Annotated in this window: 5 protein-coding genes; 4 read left to right on the top strand and 1 reads right to left on the bottom strand. The window is 66.5% G+C overall.

All coding sequences use genetic code 11. From position 1 onward, the window contains the following. The first annotated feature begins 42 nt into the window (after window positions 1–42). Window positions 43–333 (top strand): H-NS family nucleoid-associated regulatory protein, encoded by a 291-nt coding sequence (locus QYL93_RS05985; protein ID WP_057201395.1) that lies wholly within the window; start codon window positions 43–45, stop codon window positions 331–333. Window positions 334–471: 138 nt separating this feature from the next. Here the strand turns inward: QYL93_RS05985 and QYL93_RS05990 are convergent, their stop codons facing one another. Further along, a complete protein-coding gene (locus QYL93_RS05990; protein ID WP_305742783.1) occupies window positions 472–1,347 on the bottom strand; it encodes a helix-turn-helix domain-containing protein in 876 nt (291 codons plus the stop codon). Window positions 1,348–1,466: 119 nt separating this feature from the next. Here QYL93_RS05990 and QYL93_RS05995 point away from each other — a divergent pair, with 119 nt between their 5' ends. The 3 genes from QYL93_RS05995 to QYL93_RS06005 all read left to right on the top strand — a co-directional run. Beyond that, window positions 1,467–1,871 (top strand): hypothetical protein, encoded by a 405-nt coding sequence (locus tag QYL93_RS05995; RefSeq protein WP_305742784.1) that lies wholly within the window; start codon window positions 1,467–1,469, stop codon window positions 1,869–1,871. A gap of 172 nt (window positions 1,872–2,043) precedes the next feature. Then, complete coding sequence (locus tag QYL93_RS06000; RefSeq protein WP_305742785.1) at window positions 2,044–4,944, top strand: aconitate hydratase; 2,901 nt, start codon at window positions 2,044–2,046, stop codon at window positions 4,942–4,944. Between the two features lie 190 nt (window positions 4,945–5,134). After that, window positions 5,135–7,072 (top strand): PAS domain-containing sensor histidine kinase (locus QYL93_RS06005; protein ID WP_305742786.1); only part of this gene is annotated, 1,938 nt, incomplete at its 3' end.

Raw genomic sequence — 7,072 nt, forward strand, 5'->3', positions numbered from 1 at the left:
CTATAATGGGGCCTTCTAGTCCACCCAGCAGCCTTACATACCATGACAACCAGCTACAAAGAACTCCTCAAGCAACGCGACGCCCTGGAACAGCAAATCGGTGAAGCCCGCAAGCGCGAGTTGTCGGATGCCGTGTCGCAGGTGCGTGCGCTGGTGGCGGAGTTCGGCCTCACCGCACAGGACGTGTTCCCCAGTGGCCGTGCACGCAGCGCCAGTGCCGGCACCAAGGTGGCCCCCAAATACCGCGATCCTTCCACGGGCCAGACCTGGACGGGCCGTGGCAAGGCCCCCAAGTGGATTCAAAACGAGAACCGCGAAAAGTTCGCCATTTGAGCGATTGAATCTATTGGACAGCGGCCTGTTGCCGCGTTGCATAAAAAAAGCCCGCCTCTGCGGGCTTTTTGCGTGGTACGCACCATAAACGTGCGATCCGGCTGGTGGCGTGGAGAAGCGCCCGTGGCCGATGCCTGCTCAGATGGGGGCTGCGGCGATCTCGCGCAATACCTGGGCTGTGAATTCGTCGGCCGGGAAGAATGATTCCACGGCCAGCTCCTGCAGGGTTACGTCCACCGGTGTTCCAAATATGGTGGTGGTGCTGATAAACGAAAGTGTTCCCCGGGCGCTCTGAAAACAGAAGGGCATTACCACACCCAGCAATTCCCCGTCGAGCACCAGGGGGCTCGATTCCTCGGGCGTGGGGTATTCCAGCAGCTCGGCCTGAAGTGCGATGAGCACCGGGTCGGCCGTGGCCTGTATCTGCTGGCGCAGGCGCTCGAACAGGTGGGCCCGCCACTGGGCCAGGTTGGCGATGTGCGGGGCCAGGCCCTTGGAGTGCAGGCTCAGGCGGAACACGTTCACCGACCCCTCCAGCAGTTCGGGGCTCACGTGGTTGGTCAGCAGCGCCTGGGCGGCGCGGTTGGTGGCCACGATGTTCCAGCAGCGATCCAGTGCAATCGCGGGGCAGGGCTCGTGGCCCTTGAGCACCAGTTCCACCGCCTTGCGCGCGGCAGCCAGGGCCGGGTCGTCCAGTGCGCGCTCGCGGTACATGGGCGCATAGCCAGCGGCCACCAGCAGGGCATTGCGCTCGCGCAGCGGGATGGCCAGGCGCTCGCACAGCCGCAGCACCATCTCGCGGCTGGGGTTGGTGCGGCCTGTCTCCATGAAGCTCACATGGCGGGTGGAGATGTCCGCCTCGTCGGCCAGCTCCAGCTGGCTCAGGTGGCGCTGTTGGCGCCAGGTGCGCAGGTGGTCGCCGAACGAGGCGGGCCCCGGCGGGCTGCTGCGGTGGCCCCCGGCCGCAGGCCGGTGGGGCAGGGTGGGGCGCGGGGGGCGGTGGGTGCTGGTCATGCCCTCCATCCTAGGGCCAGTTGGCATGCCGGCCATTACCTGGCATGTCATCGACGCGGTGCAGCCCGGCCGCGAACATGGAGGCTCCTTCAACCCGAAAAGATCCCAAGGAGTCCACCATGTCCGTTCTGTCCTCTCCCTCGTTCCTTCGTGCCGTGGTCTGGTTCGATGCCGCCACGGGCGTGCTGCTGGCCGCCCTGCACCTGGCGCTGACCGACACGCTTGCCGAGTGGCTAGGGCTGCCGGTGGGGCTGGTCTCGGCCAGTGGCCTGGCGCTCATTGCCTATGCGGTTCTGGCCATGGCGATTGCCAGCCCGCGCAACGCCCCCCGCGGCCTGCTGTGGCTGTTGATCGTGGGCAATGCGGCGTGGGCCCTGGCCAGCCTGGGATTGCTGCTGTCAACGGCCATCGCGCCCAGCGTGTGGGGCCAGGCCTACCTGGTCGTGCATGTGGTGTCGGTGGGCCTGCTGGCCGAGCTGCAATGGTTTTGTGTGCGCCGCCTGGCAATGCCTGCAATGGCTTGAATGCTCTGTATTCAATAGCAGTTGGTGCTCTGGAGCATGTATCGAAGGGGCCCTGCAAGGCCCCTTTTTCATGGTGATGGGCAGCAGTTGCCGCCTCCCTGCATACCCCCAACGTTGGCTCCGCCACGTGGGACTGACAGAATAGGCCTTGTCGCTTACACAGGAGTCAGCCATGGCCACATCGAACAAGTCGTCGCCCCAGCCCGCCCGCCACGCGTTTGCCAACACGCTCAAGAGCTTCAAGACCGCGTCTGGCAAGACCGGACAGTTCTATTCCCTGCCAGCCCTGGCCAAACAGTTTCCGCAGATCAACCGCCTGCCGGTGTCCATCCGCATCGTGCTCGAATCGGTGCTGCGCAACTGCGACGGCCGCAAGGTCACGGCTGAGCATGTGCACCAGCTCGCGCACTGGGCGCCCAAGGCCGAGCGCAAGGACGAGATCCCCTTCGTCGTATCGCGCGTGGTGCTGCAGGACTTCACTGGCGTGCCACTGCTGGCCGACCTGGCCGCCATGCGCAGCGTGGCCGCCAGGCTGGGCAAGAACCCCAAGAAGATCGAGCCCCTGGTGCCCGTGGACCTGGTGGTGGACCACTCCATCATGGTCGACTACTACGGCAAGAAGAATTCGCTCGACCTGAACATGAAGCTCGAGTTCCAGCGCAACCGTGAGCGCTACGAGTTCATGAAGTGGGGCATGCAGGCCTTCAGCACCTTCGGCGTGGTGCCGCCGGGCTTCGGCATCGTGCACCAGGTGAACCTGGAGTACCTGGCGCGCGGCGTGCACAAGACCAAGGCAGGTGTGCACTACCCCGACACCCTGGTGGGCACCGACAGCCACACCACCATGATCAATGGCATCGGCGTGGTGGGCTGGGGCGTGGGCGGCATTGAGGCCGAGGCCGCCATGCTGGGCCAGCCCGTGTACTTCCTCACACCCGACGTGGTCGGCTTCGAAATGACGGGCCAACTGCGCGAGGGTGTGACCGCCACCGACCTGGTGCTCACCGTGACCGAGCTGCTGCGCCAGCACAAGGTGGTGGGCAAGTTCGTCGAATTCTTCGGCGAGGGCACGCGCACCCTGGCGCTGCCCGACCGGGCCACCATCGGCAACATGGCACCCGAGTACGGCGCCACCATGGGCTTCTTCCCGGTGGATGAGAAGACCATCGACTACTTCCAGGGCACGGGCCGCACCAAGGCCGAGATCGAAGCCTTCGAGGCCTACTTCAAGGCCCAGGGCCTGTTCGGCGTGCCGCTGGCCGGCGAGATCGACTACTCGCAGGTCGTCAAGCTCGACCTGGGGAGCGTCACGCCCAGCCTGGCCGGCCCCAAGCGCCCGCAGGACCGCATCGAGCTGGGCAAGGTCAGCAGCCAGTTTGCCGACCTGTTCAGCAAGTCCAATGCCGAGAACGGCTTCAACCGCCCGGCCGAGCTGCTGCTCACCCGCCACCACATCCACCGCGGCCAGGACCTGGTGCAGGATGCAGCGCCCAAGGACAAGCCCGCGCCCGCAGGCGCACCCCGCTCCGTGGCCGAGATGGAGGGCAACAAGCCCGCGCTGGCCACGGCCCATGCTGACGCAGCGGCCACCATGCCCACCAAGGGCGCCGACCCCACGGTGGGCAATGGCGACGTGCTGATCGCCGCCATCACCAGCTGCACCAACACCTCCAACCCCAGCGTGCTGCTGGCCGCCGGCCTGCTGGCCAAGAAGGCAGTGGAGGCGGGGCTCAAGGTCCAGCCGCACATCAAGACCTCGCTGGCCCCCGGCTCGCGCATCGTCACCGACTACCTCACCGAGACCGGCCTGCTGCCCTACCTGGAGAAGCTGGGCTTTGCACTGGCGGGCTACGGCTGCACCACCTGCATCGGCAATGCGGGTGACCTCACGCCCGAGCTCAACGAAGCCATCACCAGCAATGACCTCATCTGCGCGGCCGTGCTCTCGGGCAACCGCAATTTCGAGGCGCGCATCCACCCCAACCTCAAGGCCAACTTCCTGGCCAGCCCGCCGCTGGTGGTGGCCTATGCCATCGCCGGTACGGTGCTCAAGGACCTGATGACCGAGCCCGTGGGCAAGGGCAAGGGTGGCCGCGACATCTACCTGGGCGACATCTGGCCGACAAGCGAGGAAGTGCACAAGCTCATGAAGTTCGCGATGAACGGCAAGGCCTTCCGCGAGAACTACGCCAAGGTCGCCACCGACCCCGGCAAGCTCTGGGAAAAGATCAAGGGCGTGAGCGGAAACTCGTACACCTGGCCGGCCAGCACCTACATCGCCGAGCCGCCGTTCTTCGCCCAATTCACGCTCGAGCAGGGCGCCGCGACGGCCTCCGCGGTGCACGGCGCGCGCATCATGGCGCTGTTCGGCGACTCCATCACCACCGACCACATCTCGCCCGCAGGCTCCATCAAGGCCACTTCGCCCGCCGGCCAGTGGCTGCAGCTCAACGGCGTGCAGAAGGCCGACTTCAACAGCTACGGCGCGCGCCGCGGCAACCACGACGTGATGATGCGCGGCACCTTCGCCAACGTGCGCATCAAGAACCTCATGCTCCCGCCCACGGCCGATGGCTCGCGCGAAGAGGGCGGGGTGACGGTGTTCCAGAACGAGGGGCCTCTGCAGGGCGAGAAGATGTTCATCTTCGACGCGGCCATGCAGTACATGGCGCAAAAAACGCCCACGGTGATCTTCGCTGGCGAGGAGTACGGCACCGGGTCGAGCCGCGACTGGGCCGCCAAGGGCACGCAACTGCTGGGCATCAAGGCCGTGGTGGCGCGCAGCTTCGAGCGCATCCACCGATCCAACCTGGTGGGCATGGGCGTGCTGCCCCTGCAGTTCAAGGGCACGGACTCGTGGGAGTCGCTGGGCCTCACCGGCAACGAAACCATCAACGTGCTGCCCGACCCTGCGCTCACGCCTCAAAGCGACGCCACCCTGGTGATCCGCCGGGCCGACGGCACCAGCCAGGAGGTGCTGGTCACGCTGCGCATCGACACCCCGATCGAGGTGGATTACTACCAGGCGGGCGGTATTTTGCCGTTCGTGCTGCGCCAACTGCTCGAAGGCTGAGGGCCGACGGCACCTGGGCGGCCGCGTTCGCGCCGCCCAGGCATGCCCCAGGTGGTTCCGGCGGATTTGAGCGGGGATCCAGCCTGAGATTGTGGCGTGCATACCGCGCGCTGCGGCAGAAACCGTCGCTGGCGCTTACAGGCCGATACACTGGAGAGGTGCAGCTGACGCCCCACCACCCACAGCTCCTATGAAATCCCCGGTCCACCGCCCGGAGCGGACGCTCGTCTCGGAGGCTCCCGCCGTCACGGTGGTGCTGGCCGTGGCGGTGCTTGCGCTGGTGATGGTGTCACTGAGCGGCATCCTGGGAGAGGGCGTGGGCCTGCAGCATGGGCTGGAGCCCTTCATGGAGTTGGTGGCCATCCTGCTGGCGTTGTTGGTGGTGTCGGTGTCCCTGCACACGCTCGACGCGCAAGGCCAGGGCCGTGCGAATGTGCTGGTCGCCGGTTTCGGGGTAGCAGCGGTCTGCAATTTTCTGCATGGCGTGCTGGCCCACGCCACGCCGCAACCAGCTTCGCCCCTGGCGGCGGACATCGCGCTGTGGCTTGGCTCCTGGGTGCGCGTGGCCGAGTGCGCTGCGCTGGTGCTCACGGCACTGCGCGTCTCCCTGCCCGGGCCTGCCAAGGTGTGGGCCGTGGCTGCGGGTGCGTTTTCCCTGGTGCTGGTGTGGGCGGCTGCGGGGCCGCTGACGCAGTGGTTTTCTGCGGCCTCGGGCGGCATGTTTCCGGCGTTGATGGCCGGATTGCTGTGCGCAGGTCTGGTAGGGGCTGCCGTGCGACTGCACGGGGATGTGCAGGGCGACAACCGCACGCGGGGACGCCTGCTTGCATGGGCTGCGGCCACTTTCGCGGTCGCGGAGCTCCTGGTGGGGCTCTCCGGAGTGGCGCAGGTCGGCTGGGCCAGCCTGCTGGCCATTGGCGTGCGTGTGGTGGGCTATGCCCTGCTGTACCAGGCCGTGTTCGTGGCGGGCATGCGCCAGCCCTTCGATCGGCTGTACCAGGCCGAAGCACAGTTGCGCGAAAGCGAAACGCGCCTGCAATTGCTGGGCCGCAACCTGCCGCTGAGCGTGCTCTACCAGGTGGTGCGCGAAGCCGATGGCCGCATGCACTTCGTGCACATCGGCGATGCCATCGAGCGCCTGAACGGCCTGCGCCCTGAAGATGTGCTGCGTGATCCTGACGTGCTGTACCAGCAGATCCTCCCCGAAGACCTCCCCGCGCTCGAGGAGGCCAGGGACCAGTCGCTGCGCAGCATGGGGCCCATGGAGGCCACCTTTCGCATGCGCGTGTCTTCGGGGGCGGTGCGCTGGATACACCTGAGCTCATCGCCCCGCCCCCTGGATGGCGGGCGCGTGATCTGGGATGGCGTGCAGAGCGACATCACCGCAGAGCGCGAAGCCGAACAGGCGGCCCACGCGCACGAGGTGCAGATGGCCAACATGCTGCGCCAGGTGCCCGGCGGCGTGGCCCGGCTGGACCGCGAGTACCGCGTGCTCTATGTGAACGAGCAACAGGCCCGGTGGCTGCACCGCACACCCGAGCAGTTGCAGGGGCAACTGCTTGCGGACGTGATTCCCGCAGCGGTCATGGCGCGCATGCAGCCCCAGCTGCAGAAGGCCTTTGCCGGAGAGACGGCGGTTTTTGAAAACCGCATCGACGCACTGGACGGCCCGCAGTACCGCCACACCACCCTGGTGCCCGAATCCATCACGGAGCAGGGGGTGGTGGCCGTGGTGGTCTTCGCCTACGACCTGACCGAGCTCAAGCGCATCGAGACCGAGCTGGCCCAGCAGAAGGCCCACCTGGCCCGGGTGGTCAACGCAATGCCCGACATGGTCTTCCTCAAGGACGCGCAGGGTGTCTACCTGTCCTGCAACCCGGTGTTCGAGCGCTTTGCGGGCAAGCCCGAGCGCGAGATCATCGGCTGCACCGACTACGATATTTCCCCTGCATCGGCGGCCGAGCAGTTCCGCGCGTATGACCGCCGTGCGATGCAGGCCTGGCAGCCCCTGGTCTACGAAGAGCAGCTGACCTTTGCGGAAGACGGTTACCAGGGGTATTTTGAAACCATCAAGACGCCCATCCGCGACCTGCATGGCCGCGTCACGGGCATTCTGGGCGTGTGCCGT

Origin of the sequence: Acidovorax sp. A1169, from assembly GCF_030704685.1 — a bacterium.
GTDB lineage: Bacteria > Pseudomonadota > Gammaproteobacteria > Burkholderiales > Burkholderiaceae_C > Acidovorax.

Coding starts and splice junctions, on each gene's coding strand:
- QYL93_RS05985 (WP_057201395.1), top strand. CDS start 43: ATGACAACCAGCTACAAAGAACTCCTCAAGCAACGCGACGCCCTGGAA.
- QYL93_RS05990 (WP_305742783.1), bottom strand. CDS start 1,347: ATGACCAGCACCCACCGCCCCCCGCGCCCCACCCTGCCCCACCGGCCT.
- QYL93_RS05995 (WP_305742784.1), top strand. CDS start 1,467: ATGTCCGTTCTGTCCTCTCCCTCGTTCCTTCGTGCCGTGGTCTGGTTC.
- QYL93_RS06000 (WP_305742785.1), top strand. CDS start 2,044: ATGGCCACATCGAACAAGTCGTCGCCCCAGCCCGCCCGCCACGCGTTT.